This is a genomic window from Rhizobium moroccans (assembly GCF_057559155.1).
Genome location: NZ_JBHFJG010000006.1, coordinates 1 through 17,195, shown reverse-complemented (window position 1 = coordinate 17,195; position 17,195 = coordinate 1). Strand labels below are relative to the sequence as shown.

Here is a 17,195-nt window from a genome sequence, read left to right as displayed (position 1 = left end):
ATGGCCACGCCCCTCGTCGTCTCCGAAGTCTTCAAGAGCTTCACCATGCACCTGCGCGACGGCATCCGTCTGCCGGTCGTCAACAATGCCAACTTCTCGGTCGCAAGCGGCGAATGCGTCGTGCTGGGCGGACCTTCCGGCATCGGCAAGAGCTCGATCCTGAAGATGCTCTACGGCAACTACGCCGTCGATGCCGGACAGATCCTCGTCGATCATCGCGACCGGATCGTGGATATCGCCACCGCCGATCCGCGCGCCATCCTTGACGTACGCCGGCACACCATGGGCTATGTCAGCCAGTTCCTGCGCACCGTTCCGCGCGTGGCGGCCCTGGATGTCGTGGCGGAACCTCTTGTCGCGCGCGGCGTGGAGGCGGCGGAAGCGAAAGACAAGGCTTCCGAACTGCTTGCCAGGCTCAATTTGCCCAGGGAACTCTGGGGACTGCCGCCCGCGACCTTTTCCGGCGGCGAGCAGCAGCGCGTCAACATCGCCCGCGGCTTCATAACAACTCACCAGATCCTGCTTCTGGACGAGCCGACAGCTTCGCTCGATGCCGTCAACCGCCGCGTGGTGGTAGAGATGATCCGGCAAAAGAAGGAGGCAGGCGTTGCACTCCTCGGCATCTTCCACGACGAAGAAGTACGCGAGGCGGTCGCCGACCGGATTCTCGATGTGGCGCAATTCTCCCCCCGGAAGGTGGCGGCATGAGCGTCAAGGTCGGGCTTGAGCCAGCGATCCATCAAAGCGCCAGCGTGAAGCACTCCACGATCGGGCGCTATACCGAAGTCTCCGAGCGCTGCCGCATCGAGGAGGCCGAGATCGGGGACTATTCCTACGTCATGCAGGACGGCTCGATCTGGTGCGCGACGATCGGCAAGTTCGTCAACATCGCCGCTTCCGTGCGCATCAACGCCACCAACCATCCCACCTGGCGCGCGACACTGCATCATTTCACATATCGCGCCGCCAATTACTGGGACGATGCCGAAAACGAAGAGGATTTCTTCAAATGGCGGCGGGATCAGCGTGTCGTCATCGGTCATGACGTCTGGATCGGCCACGGTGCAACAATCCTGCCGGGCGTCACGGTCGGCAACGGCGCGGTGATCGGCGCCGGCGCTGTCGTCTCGAAGGATGTCGTTCCCTACACGATCGTCGGCGGCGTGCCCGCGAAACTGATCCGCCAGCGCTTCACGAAAGAGGCGGGCGAGCGCATGGACCGGCTCGCCTGGTGGGATTGGGATCATGCGAAATTGCGTGATGCGCTCGATGATTTCCGAACCCTTTCAGCAGAGGACTTTCTGTCCCGACATGGCGCATGAACGCGTCATAAAACTGTGACGCGATTGTCGCGGGACTGAAACAAAACCGACATTCAAGCTTCATGAAGGGCGACTAATCGAACTTCATGAAACTGCTGGACAGGCGAGAGACCATGAAGTTCGAACTGAGGAACATCACCCGCCGTTTCGGCGACCGCATCGCGGTCAACGCCGTAAACGTCGAAATTCCCCAGGGCCAGATGGTCGGCATCATCGGCCGCTCCGGCGCCGGCAAGTCCACGCTTCTGCGCATGATCAACCGCCTGCAGGAGCCGAGCTCGGGTTCCATTCATTTCGGCAGCGTCGAAGTCTCCGGCCTCAAGGGGGCTGCGCTGCGCCACTGGCAGCGCGACTGCGCGATGATCTTCCAGCAGTTCAACCTGGTGCCTCGCCTCGACGTGATGACGAATGTGCTGCTCGGCCGTCTCAATCACCGCTCCACGTCTCTCAGCCTTCTCAAGATATTCAGCCGCGACGAGCGCGTCATGGCGATGGCGGCGCTCGAACGGCTCGGTATCGAGCAGACGGCGCTGCAGCCGGCCGGCACGCTTTCCGGCGGCCAGCAGCAACGCGTAGCGATCGCCCGGGCACTGATGCAGGCACCCAAGATGGTGCTTGCCGACGAGCCGATCGCCTCTCTCGATCCGCTGAACGCCAAGATCGTCATGGATGCGCTGCGCGGCATCAACGAGCGCGAAGGCATCACCGTCGTCACCAACCTGCATACGCTCGATACGGCGCGCAGCTATTGCGAGCGCATTATCGGCATGGCCGCCGGCCGCGTCGTCTTCGACGGTCCGCCGAACGAGCTCACTTCCGCCGCGGTGCGGGAGATCTACGGCTCCGACAAGGACGGCGCCGGCATCGATGAAACCATGACGTCGACGAGCCTGGAGCCGGTGCGCGCCGCGCAGGCCGCCCCATCCGGCCGGCTGGCCGAAGCCGCCGTCATGCGCTGATCCGTTTCTGGCCGATCAAGGGGATGACGGCCGAAAGACTGATGCCACTCAAATTTCACCAAAGGAGACTTCCATGTCTGCAATCCGCAAGATCCTGATGGCCACGATCGCCATCGCAGCCGTTGCCGGCCAGGCCGCTCACGCCCAGGACGTCAAAGTCCTGCGCATCGGCCTCGACGGCGGTGAAAACGAAGCCGACCAGGTTCGCCGCACCGAGTGCGTGAAGGACGGTCTGGTGAAGGCCACCGGCGTCTCGGAAGTCCAGCTCTTCCCGTCGCCGAACTACAACGGCGTCATCCAGGGCCTGCTCGGCGGCACGCTCGACCTCGCTGTCATGGGTGCTTCCTCCTACGCCTCGATCTACCTCAAGGACCCGAACGCCGTCACCCCGGTTCTGACCACCAAGCAGGCCGACGGCTCGACCGGCTACTACTCGATCATGGTCGCCCGCAAGGACTCGGGCATCAAGACGCTCGCCGACGCCAAGGGCAAGAAGCTCGGCTTCGCCGATCCGGATTCCACCTCCGGCTACCTCGTGCCGAACGTCTCGCTGCCCAAGGACATTGGCGCGCCGGTCAAGCAGTATTTCGCTTCGACCGATTTCGGCGGCGGCCATGAAAACCTCGTTCTCGGCGTTCTCGACAAGAAGTTCGATGTCGGCACCACGTTCGGCTCCGGCACCGGCGACTGGTCGCAGGGCTACACCTCCGGCAACCTGCACATCATGGTCTCCAAGGGCCTGCTCGACATGGACGACATCGTCGAAGTCTGGAAGTCGCCGCTCATTCCGAACGGCCCGCTGATGGTTTCCCAGAAGCTGCCGGCCGACATCCAGAAGAAGGTCACCGCCTATTTCGCCGAACTGCCGAAGACGGACAAAGGCTGCTTCGACAACTTCACGGGCGGCGGCTATGTCGATTGGGCACCGGTCGACCAGAGCTTCTACCAGACGATCATCGACGCCCGTAAGTCGGTCATCGGCGGCTGATCTTTCACCCGAACACTCCTGCGGCGGCATCATGACGATGCCGCCGCTCGTTTAAGAAGGAAGCCCACATGGCGCACGCGGCCGGAGCCGACCACTTGAGCGGGCTCACAGGAAGCTCCCGCACCATCCTCGCCCATTACCAGAGCCAGGTGCGGACCCGGCGCGTCTATACCCTCGTCTCGATCGTGGTCTTCCTGATCGTGCTCGGCGCCTCGCTCGATTTTGCCAACAACGCCAATTCCGGCAAATTCTTCGAGCGCCTTCCCTATCTGTTCGATTTCATGAAAAGCTTCGTGCCGGACAGTCCGCTGGAGATTTTCCGCGCCATGTTCGACCTGCCGTCGCCCTATGCGGACGGATCGATCAAATACGACTATACCAGCGACCGTATCTGGATCACCGACAGCTTCTACATCCCGAATTTCTTCTATCAGCTGGCGATCACCATCAATATCGCGATCGTCTCGACCATTCTCGGCGCCAGCGGCGCGTTCGTACTCTGCTTCTTCGCCGCATCCAACATGGTAGGGTCGCGGGCGGTGCGGTGGTTCGTCCGCCGCGTGATGGAAATCATGCGTGCCTTCCCGGAGATCGTCGTCGCCGGGCTTCTCGCGGCCATCCTGTCGATCGGCCCGATCTCGGCGATCATCGCCGTCTGGATCCACACCGTCGGCGCGCTCGGGAAACTGTTCTTCGAAGTGGTCGAGAATGCCGACATGAAGCCGGACGAGGGCCTGCGGGCAGCCGGCGCGAGCTGGGTGGAGCGCGTGCGGTTCGCGATCCTGCCGCAGGTGCTGCCGAACTTCGTCTCCTATACGCTGCTCAGAACCGAGATCAACGTGCGCGCCTCGACCATCATCGGCGCGGTCGGCGGCGGCGGCATCGGCGAGGTCTTCAGCCTGTCGATCGGACGCGACCATGCGGCCAAGACCTATGCGATCATTATCCTGCTGCTGATCACCGTCATCTGCGTCGACCAGTTCTCCGCCTGGCTACGCCGCCGGCTGATCGGTCACCAATCCTTCGAATTCGGCCGGGGAGCAGCCTGATGTCATCCGTTCCGACCATCAACGCCGCAGAGCGCGACCGCCTTCTGGCAACCTATCCACAAGTCTTCCACCGCAGCTTGATGCAGCGCTGGGGCCTGGCCATATCTGCCGCGGTGGTCGTCGTCTACCTCGCCTTCTGCTTCGCGTTCTTCAACGTCATTCCGACATTCGTGAACGGCAACTGGGATCGCGCGTCGATCTATCTGCAGGACTGGTATTCCTGGCGCGCCCAGCCGCGCCTGCGCTTCCAGAACGGTGAGGTCGTGCCGCAGTGGACGAGCCGCGGGCAATATCCGCAAGGGGCGAACATCCCATGGATGCAGCCCATGCCAGATGGTGGCTACACCGTATCCTTCGGCGGCAGTGATCGGCTCGACGTCACCCCCGCCCGCGTCGACATCCATCTCGACGGCAGGTCCTACCCGGTCGAGATAACCTCCGACCAGGCCGTCCTCCCGCCCGGCGCACCGGCGGCGATGGAGCAGGACGGCAACAAGGTGATGGTCTATTTCGGTTTCGAGGGCCAGGCGGAAATCCGCTCCAGCCAGGTCTATATCCAGCGGCGTTTCCTCGGCTGGGCGAATTTCTTCTTCGATACGCAATCGCCCTTCTGGGGCCGCAGCCTTCCCGAAGTCGCCGGGCTGATGCTTTCCGGAGAGCGGCTCGATCCCAACCAGTCCAACGCGTCGCTCGCGCTCGACAACTTCCTGAACAATGCGAGCTGGCAGCATGCCGACATTTTCTCGAAGCTGACGCAGACGCTGGTCATGGCCTTTGTCGGCACGCTGTTCGCGACGTTGATCGCCTTCCCGCTCGCCTTCATCGCGGCGCGCAACATTACGCGAAGCCGCCCGGTCAACTGGGGCATGAAGCGCCTCTTCGACTTCCTGCGCTCGATCGACATGCTGATCTGGGCGCTGTTCTTCACCCGCGCCTTCGGCCCCGGACCGATCCCCGGCATCGCGGCGATCTTCTTCACCGACACGGGCGCGCTCGGCAAAGTCTATTCCGAAGCGCTGGAAAACGCAGACGACAAGCAGCGCGAGGGCGTAAAATCCGTCGGCGCCTCTCCCGTCATCGTGCAGCGTTACGGCACCGTGCCGCAGGTCCTGCCGGTCTTCGTGTCCCAATCGCTGTATTTCTGGGAATCGAATACCCGCTCCGCGACTGTCATCGGCGCCGTCGGCGCGGGTGGAATCGGCCTCAAGCTGCTCGAATCGATGAAGACGAACGCCGATTGGGACAAGGTCGCCTATATGGTGCTGCTCATCCTCCTGGTCGTTTTCGTGTTCGACAACGTCTCCAATGCGCTGCGTTCCCGCCTCATCGGAAGAAAGAGCCACTGACAAGCCCGATCCATCATCATTCTGTCATGGAAATCTTTTAGCGCAGGCCCTGTTCGCCGCATGGCAGGAACGAGCTAAGCTCTCCGCCAACTGCCTCTGATTCCGGAATCCCGCTTTGCGATACGCTCTCTACTTCACGCCCGCCGAAAACGATCCGTTGACGGAGGCGGCCGGCCGCTGGCTTGGCCGCAATGCCTTTTCCAGCGCCGAATATCCGGCCCCCGATGATACGGAACTGCCGGCAGGCGAAATCACCCGGCTTACCGCCGATCCGCGACGCTACGGCTTCCATGCAACGCTGAAGGCGCCGTTCGAACTCAAGGATGATGTGAGCGAAGCCGAGTTTATCGGTGCCGTGGAGCGATTTGCGGCCGAAACCCCGGCCTTCGATATCCCGAGGATCGTGGTCGGCCAGCTCGGTCCTTTCTTCGCGCTGGTGCCGGCGAGCCTTTATCCGCCGCTCCAGGATTTCGCCGCCGCCGTGGTGGAGGAGTTCGAGCCTTTCCGCGCGCCGCTTTCGCAAGCGGACATCGCCCGCCGCAAGCCGGAGAAACTCACCCCTCCGCAGCGGGAAAATCTCAACCGCTGGGGCTATCCATATGTCATGGAGGAATTCCGCTTCCACATGACGCTGACCGGCCCGGTCGAGCCCGAGCTTGCGGGCCCGATGCGCGAGGAACTCGACCGGCGCTTTGCCGCCTTCGGCAACCGGCCACTCACTGTCGATGGCCTTGCCGTCTTCATCGAAACCGAACGCGGCGGCCCTTTCACCATCCATAGCCGGCTACCGCTTGCCCCCGCCCTAGAACACAGGAAGACCGCCCCATGAGCGCCGAACTCGTCCTTTCCAATGCCCGCATCGTGCTCGAAGACGATATCGTCTCCGGCTCCGTGCTGATCCGCGACGGCCTCATTGCCGATATCTCCGGGGGCGCCACTCGCACTGGCGAAGATTTCGAGGGCGACTTCCTCATCCCCGGCCTGGTCGAGCTTCATACCGATCACCTGGAGCAGCACTATTCGCCTCGTCCCGGCGTGCGGTGGAACACGATCGCCGCCATCCAGGCGCATGATGCTCAGGTCGCAAGCTCAGGCATCACCACCGTTTTCGACTGCCTGCGGATGGGGGCGGACGAGGACGGCGGCTTCGAGCACGGCGAGATGCGGGCCATGGCGGACGCCATTCAGGAGGCAGAGCGCGAGGACCGGCTGCGCGCGGAACACCTGATCCACCTGCGCTGCGAGGTCTCGGCCGACAACGTGCTGGAGCACTTCGCCGATTTCGAGGACGATCCCTATGTCCGGCTCGTCTCGCTCATGGATCACGCGCCCGGCCAGCGACAGTTCCAGACCATGGATCAGTACACCCTCTATTACCAGAAGAAGCGGGGCTTGAGCGACGAGGCTTTCGCGCTCTTCGTCGCCCGTCGTCAGGCGGATTCGGCCCGCAATTCCACGCGCCACCGCAATACCATCGCCAAGGTCTGCGCCGAGCGCGGCGTCACGGTCGCAAGCCATGACGATGCCACGCTGGATCACGTGGACGAGGCCATCGGAAACGGCGTGCGGCTTGCGGAATTCCCGACCAGCCTCGAGGCCGCCAAGGCCTCCCACCAGGCTGGCATGAGCGTGCTGATGGGCGCCCCCAATATCGTGCGCGGCAAGTCTCATTCCGGCAATATCGCCGCCCGTGATCTCGCCGGAAAGGGCGTGCTCGACGTGCTCTCCTCCGATTACGTGCCGCTCAGCCTTCTGCACGCGCCGTTCGTCCTGGCGGACGAACTGGAAACCATCAGCCTTCCCAAGGCGCTTGCTATGGTCACCTCCACTCCGGCCCGTACCGTCGGCCTCGACGATCGCGGCCGCATCGCTGTCGGCCTGCGCGCCGATGTCGTGCGCGTGCGCCGCGCCAGCGGTGTTCCGGTGGTGCGCGGCGTCTGGCGTGAAGGCCGGCGGGTAGCATGATGCAAGTGCTGCCCACGGCGCTTCCCTGCGGCCGCATGGTGGTCGTCGTCGGCCCGAGCGGCGCCGGCAAGGACACGCTGATGGCCTATGCCGCCCGGCATTTCGCAGATTGCGGGGACATCTCCTTTGTTCGCCGGGTTATCACCCGCAGCGCCGATGCCGGCGGGGAGGACCACGAGGGCGTTTCGAACGAAGATTTCGATACGCTCGAGAATGCAGGCGGTTTTGCGGTCTCCTGGGCGGCGCATGGCCTGAAATACGGCATTCCCGCCGAGACACTGGAGGAGGTGGCCCGCGGCCGCCTTCTCGTCGCCAACGGCTCGCGTTCGGCGCTCGGAAAGTTCAAGGTCGCCTTCCCGGCCCTCACCGTCGTAAATATCACGGCGAAACCGGAAGTCCTTGCCGCACGCCTCGAAGCCCGAGGCCGGGAAACGCGCGAAGAGATCCTGAAACGGCTCGAGCGCAGCTCGCTCGCCGTCATCGGCGATTACGACGTCGTGACGATCGACAACAGCGGCGCGCTGGAAGACGCCGGCAAGGCCTTGATCGAGGCGCTTTCCGCCTGCCGGTCCGCAACAGTCCGTTCAGTCTGAGGTGCCACCGGAACCCGGTGGCACCGATGTTCGCTCGGCTCAGTGCGCCTCGTCCCAGTTGGTGGCTGCACGCGCATCCACCTTGAGCGGCACCTTCATGCCGATCGCGGGCATGGCCGCCTGTTCCATGGTCGAGACGATTACGGGGATTGCCTTCTCGATCTCCTCGTCTTCCACCTCGAAGATCAGTTCGTCATGCACCTGCAGCAACATGCGGGCCGAAAGCCCCGCATTTGCCAGCGCCGGCTCCATCTTCGCCATGGCCCGGCGGATGATATCGGCAGCCGAGCCCTGGATCGGTGCGTTGATCGAGGCGCGTTCGTTGAAGGCCCTCACGGAAGGGTTGGACGAGCGGATCTCCGGATAGTGCGCCCGCCGGCCGAAAATGGTTTCGACATAGCCGTTTTCGCGCGCGAAATTCTTGGTGCTCTCCATGTAGTCGCGGATGCCTGGAAAGCGCTCAAAATACTTCTTGATGTACTCGCTCGCCTCGGAACGCTCGATCGAGAGCTGGTTGGCCAGACCGAAAGCGGAAATGCCGTAGATGATGCCGAAATTGATCGCCTTGGCGCGGCGGCGGACTTCTCCAGGCATGCCTTCCACCGGAACGCCAAACATCTCCGAAGCCGTCATGGCGTGAATATCCACTCCGTCCGCGAATGCCTGGCGAAGCTGCGGAATATCCGCCACATGGGCCAGCACCCGCAGCTCGATCTGGCTGTAATCGGCCGAAACCAGCTTGCGGCCGGGAGGCGAGATGAAGGCCGTGCGGATCTTGCGGCCCTCGGCCGTTCGAACCGGAATGTTCTGGAGATTCGGCTCCGACGAGGAGAGGCGCCCGGTGGTGGTAGAAGCCAGCGAATAGCAGGTATGGACCCGTTTCGTCTCAGGGTGCACATAGCCGGGTAGCGCATCCGTATAGGTGGATTTCAGCTTGGTGAGCTGGCGCCAGTCGACGATCTTGCGGGGCAGTTCATGGCCTGTGGCGGCCAGATCCTCCAACACGCTGGCCGATGTGGACCATTGGCCGGTCTTGGTCTTGGCGCCCCCGGGCAGGCCCATCTTGCCGAATAGGATATCGCCTAGCTGTTTCGGCGAACCGATGGTGAAGCGCTCGCCGGCAAGCTGGTAGATCTCATCCTCGAAGGCTGCCGCTTTCTGGGCCAACTCGCCGGAAAGGCGCGAAAGTATCTGCCGGTCGATCGTGATGCCCCGTTCTTCCATGCGGGCCAGGACCGAAACCATCGGCCGCTCCAGCCGCTCGTAGACGCTGGTGAGCCCCATAGCGGCGAGCTGCGGCTTCAGCACCATCCAGAGCCGCAGCGTCACGTCCGCGTCTTCGGCGGCATAGGCGGTCGCCCTGTCGATATCGACGAGATCGAAGGTGACGCCGGCCTTGCCGCTGCCGGCGACATCCTTGAAGGTGATCGGCTTGTGATTCAGCCACTGTTCCGAAAGAGCATCCATCCCGTGGTTGGCCTTGCCGGCCTCCAGCACATAGGACATCAGCATCGTGTCGTCATAGCTTTCGACCGTGATGCCGTGACGCTTCATGATGAGGTAGTCGAACTTGAGGTTCTGCGCCACCTTCAGGACGGACGGATCTTCCATCAGCGGCTTCAGCCGGGCAAGCGCCTCGGCCATGGGGATCTGGTTCTCCGCCAGTCCGCCCCCTAAGAGATCGCCGATGCCCGTCTTGTGGCCAAGCGGGACATAGGCGGCGCGGACATCGAGGCCGGAAGGATTGGCCAGGTTATCCGCCACCGCCAGCGAAAAGCCGACCAGTTCCGCCTGCATCGGGTCCAGCGAATTGGTTTCGGTGTCGAAGGCGACGATTCCGGTTTCCCGTGCTGACCTGATCCAGTCGTCGAGAACCGCCGTATCGCGGATCGTCACGTAGCAGCTTGGATCGAGCTTGGCCTTGCCGAAAGCCTCGATACGGCTGGCGGCGAAGCCTTCGGGCGTCGCTGCTCCGCCTTTTGCCGCGGGCTCCTTGGGCGGACTGGCCGGTGCCTCAGCCGCCGCTTCGCCCGTATCAGCCGGAGCGGCCTCAGCGCCGTCGAGATCGGGCCCCCGCGCTGCCTCGCCCCATTCGACCTTTACCACCGCGGGCTCGATCGCGTCCGCATCGCAATCGCACGCCGTCGCGACGCGCCGCGTCAGCGTGGTGAACTCCATCGTCTTCAAAAAGGCGATCAGCTTCGGGCCGTTCTGGACCTCGAGCATCAGAGCATCGAGCGGCATATCCACCGGCACGTCGGTCGAGAGCGTCACCAGCCGCTTGGAGAGCCGGGCAAGCTCTGCATTGGCGACGATGTTCTCGCGCCGCTTCACCTGCTTGATTTCGCCCGCGCGGGAAAGCAGCGCATCGAGATCGCCGAACTCCTCCAGAAGCTGGGCGGCCGTCTTCGGCCCGATACCGGGGATACCGGGTACGTTATCGACCGAATCGCCGACCAGGGCTTGCAGGTCGATCATCTTTTCCGGCGGCACGCCCCATTTCTCGATAACGTCGGGAATGCCGATCTGCTTGTCCTTCATGCTGTCATACATGTGGACGTTCGGCGTCACGAGCTGCATCAGGTCCTTGTCGGACGAGATGATTGTGACATCCGCGCCGATCGCCTCGGCCTGACGTGCATAGGTAGCGATGATATCGTCGGCCTCGTAGCCCTCGATCTCTATGCAGGGCAGGTTGAAGGCCCGGGTCGCCTCGCGAATCAGGCCGAATTGCGGGATCAGCTCCTCCGGCGGCGCCTGACGGTTGGCCTTGTAGGCATCGTAGATCTCCTTGCGGAAGGTCTTGGCCGAATAATCGAAGATGACCGCGAAATGGCTGGGGGTCACGCCGACCGAGGTATCGCGCGCATCGGTCAGAAGCTTCCACAACATGTTGCAGAAGCCGGAGACCGCGCCCACCGGCAAACCATCCGACTTGCGGGTCAGTGGCGGCAATGCGTGGAAGGCACGGAAAATGAAGCCGGAACCGTCGACAAGGAAGAGATGATCGCCTTTTTTCATGGGCAATGGAATAGCGCGGGCCATTCGTTCCGTCCATGAAAACTTCGCCCGGCGGCAAGCCCTCTCGCACCTTCGTGGCCATCACCGCAACGTTACCGATTTGTAATTCTCGGTTCCCTTGAAAAGCCGCATTGCGCCGCACATCTCTTCATTACCGGCATTGATCACGCCGCAGTCTGGTAGTTGGCCAGTCCCCCGCCGCGCCAGACCGGGCAAAGACCTATCCCCCTCTCCGGGTCTTTGCCCCTTCATCGGAACCGCCATGGCTGTCCCCTCCCGGCCATGGCGGTTTTCCTTTGTTCACCAAACGCAATCACATCGATTCACGGGCGCTCGACGCAGGCTTGGCGAAAGCATGGCGTGCGATATATCGACTTTAGGGAGGGATGGAGACTGCGATTATGGGATTCGACCGCTCGCATTCGGCGACATATCTCGCCAGCCAGCTCGCAAAGGGTTTTGCACGTTCGCTGCAGAGGCGGTCGATCGACCTCGGCTTCTCTCCAGGTCAGTTCCCGGTGCTTCTGGAACTGTGGAACGAGGATGGGCTCACTCAGAAGCAGCTTCTGGATCGGCTCGAAGTGGAGCAGGCCACACTTGCCAATACCTTGACGCGCATGGAGCGCGACGGGCTCATCGAGCGGGAGCCCCACCCGAAAGACCGGCGGGCCCAGATCATCATGCTTACCCGGCTCGGCCGCGATCTCGAAGGCAGGGCCGTCGAAGCAGCAGCCGAGGCGGATGCCGCCCTCTTCGCCGGCTTTCGCAGCTTCGAGCGGGAACTGATGATCGAATACATGCGCAGGATCGTCGATAACGCCCGCAAGCCGTGAGGCTCGCCAAGGCAAGATCCGGTCTCGAAACCATGAACTTCTTGGTCTAAGGTCCGGTCGATTCCAAAGACAGGACCCCGCCATGACCGATATTTCCCCCGTCCTTACTCGAGCCGACGAAAACCTGGACAGCAGCCTGGAGCGCCTGTTCGAACTCGTCCGCATCAAATCGATCTCCACCGATCCCGCCTACAAGCCCGATTGCCGCAAGGCGGCGGAGTGGCTGGTAGCCACGCTTTCCAATATCGGCTTTACGGCTTCGGTACGCGATACGGCCGGCCATCCGATGGTCGTCGCCCATCATGCCGGCGCCGCTGAAGACGCTCCTCACGTGCTGTTCTACGGACACTACGACGTGCAGCCCGTGGACCCGATCGAACTTTGGGAGAACGATCCCTTCGCCCCGGCGATCAAGGATCTCGGCGATGGCCGCAAGGTCGTGACGGGCCGCGGCACCTCCGACGACAAGGGCCAGCTCATGACCTTCGTGGAGGCCTGCCGCGCCTATAAGGAGGTGCACGGCAATCTGCCGGTGCGCGTCACCATCCTTTTCGAGGGCGAAGAGGAGTCCGGCTCCCCCTCTCTCAAACCCTTCCTGGAAGCCAACGCCGCCGAACTCAAGGCAGACTATGCATTCGTCTGCGACACCGGCATGTGGGACTCCGATACGCCCGCCATCGCCGCCACGCTGCGTGGCCTCGTGGGTGAGGAAGTCACCATCACCGCCGCCGACCGCGACCTGCATTCCGGCCTGTTCGGAGGCGCAGCCGCCAACCCGATCCACATCCTTGCCGAGATTCTCGCCGGCCTGCATGACGAAACCGGCCGCGTGACGCTCGAAGGTTTCTACGACGGCGTGGAGGAAACGCCCGCCAACATCAAGGCGAGCTGGGAGACGCTCGGCCGCGACGCGACAAGTTTCCTCGGCGAAGTCGGCCTTTCGGTTCCCTCCGGCGAGAAGGGCCGCTCCGTGCTTGAACTCACCTGGGCGCGGCCGACGGCCGAGGTCAACGGGATTACCGGCGGCTATACCGGCGAAGGCTTCAAGACGGTGATCGCCGCCAAGGCATCGGCAAAGGTCTCCTTCCGGCTCGTCGGCCAGCAGGATCCGGCGAAGATCCGCGACAGCTTCCGCGCCTATGTGCGTTCGAAACTGCCGGCGGACTGCACGGCCGAGTTCCACGAGCATGGCGGCTCGCCGGCAATCCAGCTCTCCTACGATTCCCCCGTTCTGACCAAGGCGAAGGGCGCGCTTTCGGATGAATGGCCGAAAGCTGCCGTCGTGATCGGCATGGGCGGCTCCATCCCGATCGTCGGCGATTTCCAGAAGATGCTCGGCATGGATTCCCTGCTGGTCGGCTTCGGTCTCGTCGATGACCGCATCCATTCGCCGAATGAGAAATACGACCTCAAATCCTTCCACAAGGGCATCCGCTCCTGGGCAAGGATTCTCGCGGCGCTTGCTGCCTAAACGCAAAAGCCGCCTGAACGCAAAAAGGGCCTGAAGCTTGACGCTTCAGGCCCTTGAAAACAAAAAGGCCGGGCAAGCCCGACCTTTCCACTCCTGCTTGTCGGTGCCAGTACATCCGTGGTCACACTAAACAGGACAGGCAATTCCGGCGCGGCCGATTATCGATCTTGAAGACCGCTGCGGCTCTGCAGTCATCGTCTCGCCTGCTGGTTAACATCCCGTTAACACGGATATGAGAACCGCAGTGAAACGGCGCGGTTTCCCGCATTTGCTTCCACTGCACCGGAATGCCGTTGAGCAGTAAATGGAAAGCCTCAAGCCCAATTGCAAGGGATGATAAAAAAAGGCCGGACAAAGCCGGCCTTTCCGATCATCCAAAGGGATGAGTCTCAGGCAGCCTGGAGGTGGTCTGCAGAAGCCTTGCCCGAACGCTTGTCGGTGACGAGCTCGTAGGAGACCTTCTGACCGTCCTGGAGCTGGCCGAGACCTGCGCGCTCGACGGCGGAGATATGGACGAATACGTCCTTGGAACCATCATCCGGCTGGATGAAGCCATAACCCTTGGTGGCGTTGAACCATTTTACAGTACCGGTGGCCATTTTCGATGCCTTTCTCTTGCAAACGTGAGCCGATGTTTTTCCGCGAGATCGCGAAAATATGTTGATGTCGAATTTGCAGGAGAGATCGTCGCAGGTGGCTTGAGGCCGAAATGCTGGCTGTCAAACAAATATCGATTATTCGCCTTTAGGACCGCGGCTTATCCGCGTCAAGGCTGGCCGCCCGCCTGCCGTTTCGGAAACAGGCGCCCGAAATAACAGAAAACCCGGCGCGGGAGGAGGTGCGCCGGGTTTCTGAAACTGACTGACAACCGGGAGGAGGAGGTGTTGTCAGTCCCGTCGAGAGGCGCTGGGAGGAGGAGTGCGCCCTTCGATGCTTGTGACTATACCCGGGATTCGCTCAAAAAACAGACACGATATCGCAGTGCAGCATTGCGCAAATCGCATATCTCTTCCTTCTCTTGCCTGAGGCGTGCTCTGCGGCTTATCTTCCCGAACCATGAGCCTCGAATCCGTCCGTGCCTTCTTCGCCGCCCACGCACCCGATATTCCGGTCGTCGTCACCGAGGAAAGCTCGGCGACGGTCGCACTCGCTGCCCTTGCGCATGGCGTGGCGCCCGAGCAGATCGCCAAGACGATCTGCGTTCGCGCCGGAGATCAGACGGCGTTGGTCGTGATGGCCGGGACGAGCCGCCTCGACAATCGCAAGTTCCGCGACCGGTTCGGCGCCAAGCCCCGCATGCTGGCGGGCGAAGAAGTGACTGAAATTACCAGCCATCCGATCGGCGGTGTGTGCCCATTCGGGCTCACCTCGCCGTTACCCATCTATTGCGACGTCTCGCTGCAGCGGTTTGCGGAGGTCGTCCCGGCCGCTGGCGCCACCAACGCCGCAGTGCGCATCAACCCGCAGCGCATGGCGGAACTGACCGGTGCCATCTGGATCGATGTCGGCCAGGACCCCTTGCCCGAGGCCGTTGCGGCTCAATAGTAGCGGCGATACCAGGCCTGCTTGCTCTCGGCCGAAGCCGTAGCCACAGCATATCCTATGACAAAGCCGATCGCCCCGATCAGCGTGAACAGCGTGGTCGTGGCCGCCGGATGTTCGCGGACGGTGCCGGCCAACGAGCTCGCTTCCCCGGCCACGTAGCCGGCGGCGCTGCTGGCGCGTTCGGCGACCTGCTCATAGGCCGCGCCGGTTTTTTCCGCGAGCGTTTCGCGCAAGGACGCGATTTCGGTGCGCAGCGTGGCAATCTCGCGATTCACATCCGGCCCCACCTCTCGATCGAAAGATGGATTTTCGGGCTTACCGGGCGTTTTCAGGTTTCTGATGGGTTCTGCCATGCCGGCCTCCTTGGATTGTCAGGAAGATCGATGAACTTTCAAAGACCGCATAGGTTCCGGGAAACGTAGATTTCAGCGGTTCTCGGCCAGGATCTGCGCGAGTGCCTCCAGCTTCTCGCGATCGCCCAGCCCCTTTTGGAGGGTGTGAACGAGGATGATCGCCAGCGCCTCCCCGTCGGCACTTGCCTTGTCGATCTGGTGCTGGGCGCAGGTCTCGTCGAATACTTGCTGCAGCAAGGTTAACTGATCCGGACTGACCGGATTGCGGATCGTCGTCTGCATCGGCATTGTCAACCTCCCGATCACCCCGCCCGTCCCCCGTGAACGGACTTGCGTAACCTTGGCGATGCGCCGCCTCGACCGGTCGGCGGGATCGCTTCGCGCATCCCTACGCCCGCCAGCGAGAATTGCGCTTCCTGTCTCCGTATCCCACATGACACGGCACAGGCCGGCTTTCGACGAATCGCGAAAGCCGTGAACTGAAATCGAGACTGGGATTCTATGGTTTTTTCGTGGCGCACAAATGCTTGCCGCTACATACGGAGCTTTGGCCGGAGCTTTGGCGTCACGGCCTGCGGCACATCCGCAGACCGGCTTCGGTCGTCACCGGTGGCGTGAGGTGGAGGAGGTTCCGCAGATATAGCCAAGCACAAAGCCGAGGACCCCGACGAATGCCACCGCCGAACCGCTCGCGGCCGGATGATCGGCCGCATGGGCCGCGACCATTTCGGCTTCGTCCTTCACATGACGCGCCGCGCCCTTTGCCTTCGCTACAACACCTGTCTCCTCCGTCACATCGCCGGTAAAGCCCGCACCGAGAGTTCTTCTTGCCATGCTTCTGCCTCCCTTTTTCTAGCAAGGACAACTTGGAGATGGCGCAAGAGGTTCCGCGCCGATCCACGGACGGGCGGACGGAGTTGCGCAAGAAATATGGGAAGAGAACCCGAAAGATCGCGACAAGCCTCGTGAAAACCGCGCCGGTCATGGCAGCCGGCGCGGTTTGCAGCGATTATTCGGTTGCCGGAGCTTCCTTGGCGGCCTCGTCGCGCTTCAGAACCATTGCCTGTTCGTTGCGCACTTCTTCCGCCTTGGTGATGCTGGCGGTGGTGAGATTCTTGTCGACCTCTTTCGAAGCCGTCACATGACCTGCGCAATCCGCAAGCGCCATGGACGACGTCAGGCCGAGAGTTGCTGCGATTACGAGAAATGTCTTCATGTCATTCTCCTTCGCTTTCGGTTGCGAGGGGAAAGTAACCCGCGGCCGGGTAAATCCGAAATCACGAATTCGCGCCCTTGCGGCATCGGTCCGAAAATCAAAATCGACTTTCGGAAAGCCGGATGCGTGAATTCAATAAGTTAGAGCGGCTTTCATGCGCCCGGGCGAACGCCTGACGCTTCCGGGACTGGAACTTCTGCAACCAGTTCCGCGCTCAAGCGTTAGGAATGGCGGGCTGGTAGAGGATGGAGAGCGAAATGAAGAAAATTATCGCCATGGCCTGCGTTAGTCTTTCCCTTGCAGCATGCACCGCCACGGAGCGCGGCGCAGGTATCGGCGCTGCCACGGGTGCCGTCGTCGGCGGCGTGGCCACGGGCAATGTTCGAGGCGCAGCGGTAGGTGCGGCCATCGGCGGCGTAGGAGGCGCCCTGATCGGCAACGTCGCCGACCAGCCGGGCCGCTGCTACTATCGCGACCGCAACGGCAACCGCTACATCGACCGGTGCTGAACGGCACCATCCGAAACCCGCCCGG

Annotated in this window: 19 protein-coding genes; 13 read left to right on the top strand and 6 right to left on the bottom strand. The window is 62.4% G+C overall.

The features are described from left to right. The 9 genes from phnL to phnN all read left to right on the top strand — a co-directional run bounded on the left by phnL (position 1) and on the right by phnN (position 8,222). A complete protein-coding gene (gene phnL, locus ACE04I_RS04355) occupies positions 1-708 on the top strand; it encodes a phosphonate C-P lyase system protein PhnL (protein WP_487206671.1) in 708 nt (235 codons plus the stop codon). Further along, entirely contained in the window at positions 705-1,322 is a 618-nt protein-coding gene (locus ACE04I_RS04350; protein WP_487206670.1) for a DapH/DapD/GlmU-related protein, read from the top strand. The genes phnL and ACE04I_RS04350 overlap by 4 nt, the downstream gene beginning before the upstream one ends. A 113-nt stretch (positions 1,323-1,435) precedes the next feature. Then, complete coding sequence (gene phnC / locus ACE04I_RS04345) at positions 1,436-2,281, top strand: phosphonate ABC transporter ATP-binding protein (protein WP_487206669.1); 846 nt, start codon at positions 1,436-1,438, stop codon at positions 2,279-2,281. 73 nt (positions 2,282-2,354) lie between these two features. Beyond that, complete coding sequence (gene phnD, locus ACE04I_RS04340) at positions 2,355-3,269, top strand: phosphonate ABC transporter substrate-binding protein (protein WP_046793900.1); 915 nt, start codon at positions 2,355-2,357, stop codon at positions 3,267-3,269. A 68-nt stretch (positions 3,270-3,337) separates the two neighbouring features. After that, a complete protein-coding gene (phnE, locus tag ACE04I_RS04335) occupies positions 3,338-4,318 on the top strand; it encodes a phosphonate ABC transporter, permease protein PhnE (RefSeq protein WP_487206668.1) in 981 nt (326 codons plus the stop codon). Continuing rightward, positions 4,318-5,664, top strand: coding sequence for a phosphonate ABC transporter, permease protein PhnE (gene phnE / locus ACE04I_RS04330; protein ID WP_487206667.1), 1,347 nt, complete (start codon positions 4,318-4,320; stop codon positions 5,662-5,664). Before phnE (ACE04I_RS04335) ends, phnE (ACE04I_RS04330) begins: the two co-directional genes overlap by 1 nt. 115 nt (positions 5,665-5,779) lie before the next feature. Next, positions 5,780-6,493: a DUF1045 domain-containing protein gene (locus ACE04I_RS04325; RefSeq protein ID WP_487206666.1), complete on the top strand. Its 714-nt coding sequence runs from the start codon at positions 5,780-5,782 to the stop codon at positions 6,491-6,493. Continuing rightward, positions 6,490-7,629 (top strand): alpha-D-ribose 1-methylphosphonate 5-triphosphate diphosphatase, encoded by a 1,140-nt coding sequence (locus ACE04I_RS04320; protein ID WP_487206665.1) that lies wholly within the window; start codon positions 6,490-6,492, stop codon positions 7,627-7,629. The genes ACE04I_RS04325 and ACE04I_RS04320 overlap by 4 nt, the downstream gene beginning before the upstream one ends. Next, positions 7,626-8,222, top strand: a complete 597-nt coding sequence (gene phnN / locus ACE04I_RS04315; protein ID WP_487206664.1) for a phosphonate metabolism protein/1,5-bisphosphokinase (PRPP-forming) PhnN — start codon at positions 7,626-7,628, stop codon at positions 8,220-8,222. Before ACE04I_RS04320 ends, phnN begins: the two co-directional genes overlap by 4 nt. A gap of 39 nt (positions 8,223-8,261) precedes the next feature. Here phnN and polA read toward each other — a convergent pair whose 3' ends face one another. Then, the gene (gene polA, locus ACE04I_RS04310; protein ID WP_487206701.1) at positions 8,262-11,243 is read right to left on the bottom strand and encodes a DNA polymerase I; all 2,982 of its coding nucleotides are present in this window, start codon (positions 11,241-11,243) and stop codon (positions 8,262-8,264) included. A gap of 401 nt (positions 11,244-11,644) precedes the next feature. Between polA and ACE04I_RS04305 the strand changes: the two genes are divergently transcribed. Both ACE04I_RS04305 and ACE04I_RS04300 read left to right on the top strand, forming a co-directional pair. Then, a complete protein-coding gene (locus tag ACE04I_RS04305; protein WP_487206663.1) occupies positions 11,645-12,076 on the top strand; it encodes a MarR family winged helix-turn-helix transcriptional regulator in 432 nt (143 codons plus the stop codon). An 82-nt stretch (positions 12,077-12,158) separates the two neighbouring features. Further along, a complete protein-coding gene (locus ACE04I_RS04300; RefSeq protein ID WP_046793891.1) occupies positions 12,159-13,547 on the top strand; it encodes a dipeptidase in 1,389 nt (462 codons plus the stop codon). 389 nt (positions 13,548-13,936) lie between these two features. Here ACE04I_RS04300 and ACE04I_RS04295 read toward each other — a convergent pair whose 3' ends face one another. Then, positions 13,937-14,146: a cold-shock protein gene (locus ACE04I_RS04295; protein WP_046794308.1), complete on the bottom strand. Its 210-nt coding sequence runs from the start codon at positions 14,144-14,146 to the stop codon at positions 13,937-13,939. 457 nt (positions 14,147-14,603) lie between these two features. On the opposite strand from ACE04I_RS04295, the gene ACE04I_RS04290 reads away from it, so the two are divergent. Continuing rightward, the gene (locus ACE04I_RS04290; protein ID WP_046793890.1) at positions 14,604-15,092 is read left to right on the top strand and encodes a YbaK/EbsC family protein; all 489 of its coding nucleotides are present in this window, start codon (positions 14,604-14,606) and stop codon (positions 15,090-15,092) included. Here the strand turns inward: ACE04I_RS04290 and ACE04I_RS04285 are convergent. The 4 genes from ACE04I_RS04285 to ACE04I_RS04270 form a co-directional block, all read right to left on the bottom strand. Next, a complete protein-coding gene (locus ACE04I_RS04285; RefSeq protein ID WP_487206662.1) occupies positions 15,086-15,445 on the bottom strand; it encodes a hypothetical protein in 360 nt (119 codons plus the stop codon). The genes ACE04I_RS04290 and ACE04I_RS04285 overlap by 7 nt on opposite strands. Before the next feature lie 72 nt (positions 15,446-15,517). Further along, positions 15,518-15,733: a hypothetical protein gene (locus ACE04I_RS04280; RefSeq protein WP_046793888.1), complete on the bottom strand. Its 216-nt coding sequence runs from the start codon at positions 15,731-15,733 to the stop codon at positions 15,518-15,520. A gap of 315 nt (positions 15,734-16,048) precedes the next feature. Further along, positions 16,049-16,279 (bottom strand): hypothetical protein, encoded by a 231-nt coding sequence (locus tag ACE04I_RS04275; protein ID WP_487206661.1) that lies wholly within the window; start codon positions 16,277-16,279, stop codon positions 16,049-16,051. 175 nt (positions 16,280-16,454) lie between these two features. Continuing rightward, the gene (locus ACE04I_RS04270) at positions 16,455-16,661 is read right to left on the bottom strand and encodes a hypothetical protein (protein WP_046793886.1); all 207 of its coding nucleotides are present in this window, start codon (positions 16,659-16,661) and stop codon (positions 16,455-16,457) included. A 257-nt stretch (positions 16,662-16,918) separates the two neighbouring features. On the opposite strand from ACE04I_RS04270, the gene ACE04I_RS04265 reads away from it, so the two are divergent. Then, positions 16,919-17,170 (top strand): glycine zipper domain-containing protein, encoded by a 252-nt coding sequence (locus ACE04I_RS04265; RefSeq protein WP_046793885.1) that lies wholly within the window; start codon positions 16,919-16,921, stop codon positions 17,168-17,170. Positions 17,171-17,195: the final 25 nt, after the last annotated feature.

Coding starts and splice junctions, on each gene's coding strand:
- phnL (WP_487206671.1), top strand. CDS start 1: ATGGCCACGCCCCTCGTCGTCTCCGAAGTCTTCAAGAGCTTCACCATG.
- ACE04I_RS04350 (WP_487206670.1), top strand. CDS start 705: ATGAGCGTCAAGGTCGGGCTTGAGCCAGCGATCCATCAAAGCGCCAGC.
- phnC (WP_487206669.1), top strand. CDS start 1,436: ATGAAGTTCGAACTGAGGAACATCACCCGCCGTTTCGGCGACCGCATC.
- phnD (WP_046793900.1), top strand. CDS start 2,355: ATGTCTGCAATCCGCAAGATCCTGATGGCCACGATCGCCATCGCAGCC.
- phnE (WP_487206668.1), top strand. CDS start 3,338: ATGGCGCACGCGGCCGGAGCCGACCACTTGAGCGGGCTCACAGGAAGC.
- phnE (WP_487206667.1), top strand. CDS start 4,318: ATGTCATCCGTTCCGACCATCAACGCCGCAGAGCGCGACCGCCTTCTG.
- ACE04I_RS04320 (WP_487206665.1), top strand. CDS start 6,490: ATGAGCGCCGAACTCGTCCTTTCCAATGCCCGCATCGTGCTCGAAGAC.
- phnN (WP_487206664.1), top strand. CDS start 7,626: ATGATGCAAGTGCTGCCCACGGCGCTTCCCTGCGGCCGCATGGTGGTC.
- polA (WP_487206701.1), bottom strand. CDS start 11,243: ATGAAAAAAGGCGATCATCTCTTCCTTGTCGACGGTTCCGGCTTCATT.
- ACE04I_RS04305 (WP_487206663.1), top strand. CDS start 11,645: ATGGGATTCGACCGCTCGCATTCGGCGACATATCTCGCCAGCCAGCTC.
- ACE04I_RS04300 (WP_046793891.1), top strand. CDS start 12,159: ATGACCGATATTTCCCCCGTCCTTACTCGAGCCGACGAAAACCTGGAC.
- ACE04I_RS04295 (WP_046794308.1), bottom strand. CDS start 14,146: ATGGCCACCGGTACTGTAAAATGGTTCAACGCCACCAAGGGTTATGGC.
- ACE04I_RS04290 (WP_046793890.1), top strand. CDS start 14,604: ATGAGCCTCGAATCCGTCCGTGCCTTCTTCGCCGCCCACGCACCCGAT.
- ACE04I_RS04285 (WP_487206662.1), bottom strand. CDS start 15,445: ATGGCAGAACCCATCAGAAACCTGAAAACGCCCGGTAAGCCCGAAAAT.
- ACE04I_RS04280 (WP_046793888.1), bottom strand. CDS start 15,733: ATGCCGATGCAGACGACGATCCGCAATCCGGTCAGTCCGGATCAGTTA.
- ACE04I_RS04275 (WP_487206661.1), bottom strand. CDS start 16,279: ATGGCAAGAAGAACTCTCGGTGCGGGCTTTACCGGCGATGTGACGGAG.
- ACE04I_RS04270 (WP_046793886.1), bottom strand. CDS start 16,661: ATGAAGACATTTCTCGTAATCGCAGCAACTCTCGGCCTGACGTCGTCC.
- ACE04I_RS04265 (WP_046793885.1), top strand. CDS start 16,919: ATGAAGAAAATTATCGCCATGGCCTGCGTTAGTCTTTCCCTTGCAGCA.